1 protein-coding gene is annotated in these 598 nt (G+C 61.7%); it reads left to right on the forward strand.

Annotated elements, in window-relative coordinates:
* Positions 1 to 598 (forward strand): AsmA family protein (locus AC0T7J_RS25080; protein ID WP_473798422.1); only part of this gene is annotated, 598 nt, incomplete at both ends.

Genomic DNA, 598 nt, shown 5'->3' on the forward strand with positions numbered 1-598 from the left:
GACCATGACCTTCTCCGCGCAAGGCCAGTTATTGCTGGATAAAGCAGCGAACGTCGCCGAATGGACCGGCATCAAGATTTCCGCCAACCAGTTGCGCGCATTGGGCGAGCTGAAAGCCAACGACCTCGACAAGACGCCACAGATCAGCGGCGGCATTTCCATTGCCCAGTTCGATCTGGCGAAATTCGTCGACAGCATCGGCCAGACACTGCCGGCGATGGGCGAAGGCAGCCTGAGCAAGGTCGAACTGGTCAGCCGCGTTGCTGCCACTCCGACCAGTCTGTCGTTCGACAACATCAACCTGAAACTCGATGACAGCAGCTTCAGCGGCCGCATCGCCATCGAGGACTTCGCCAAACAGTCGCTGCGCGCGATTCTCAAGGCCGACACGTTCAACGTCGACCGCTACCTGCCACCGAAATCGGCTCAGGCTAACAACGCCACGCAAACCCGTCAGGCCGAAGTCGCCAGCACCGAGGCCGGCGCCGTCGCGGGTACCACGCCGCTGCCGGACAAACCGAGCAAAACCGCCTGGAGCACCGAGCGCCTGCTGCCGGTCGAACGCCTGGCCAAACTCGACGTCGATGCCGATCTGACT

This window comes from Pantoea sp. E956-1, assembly GCF_982223955.1.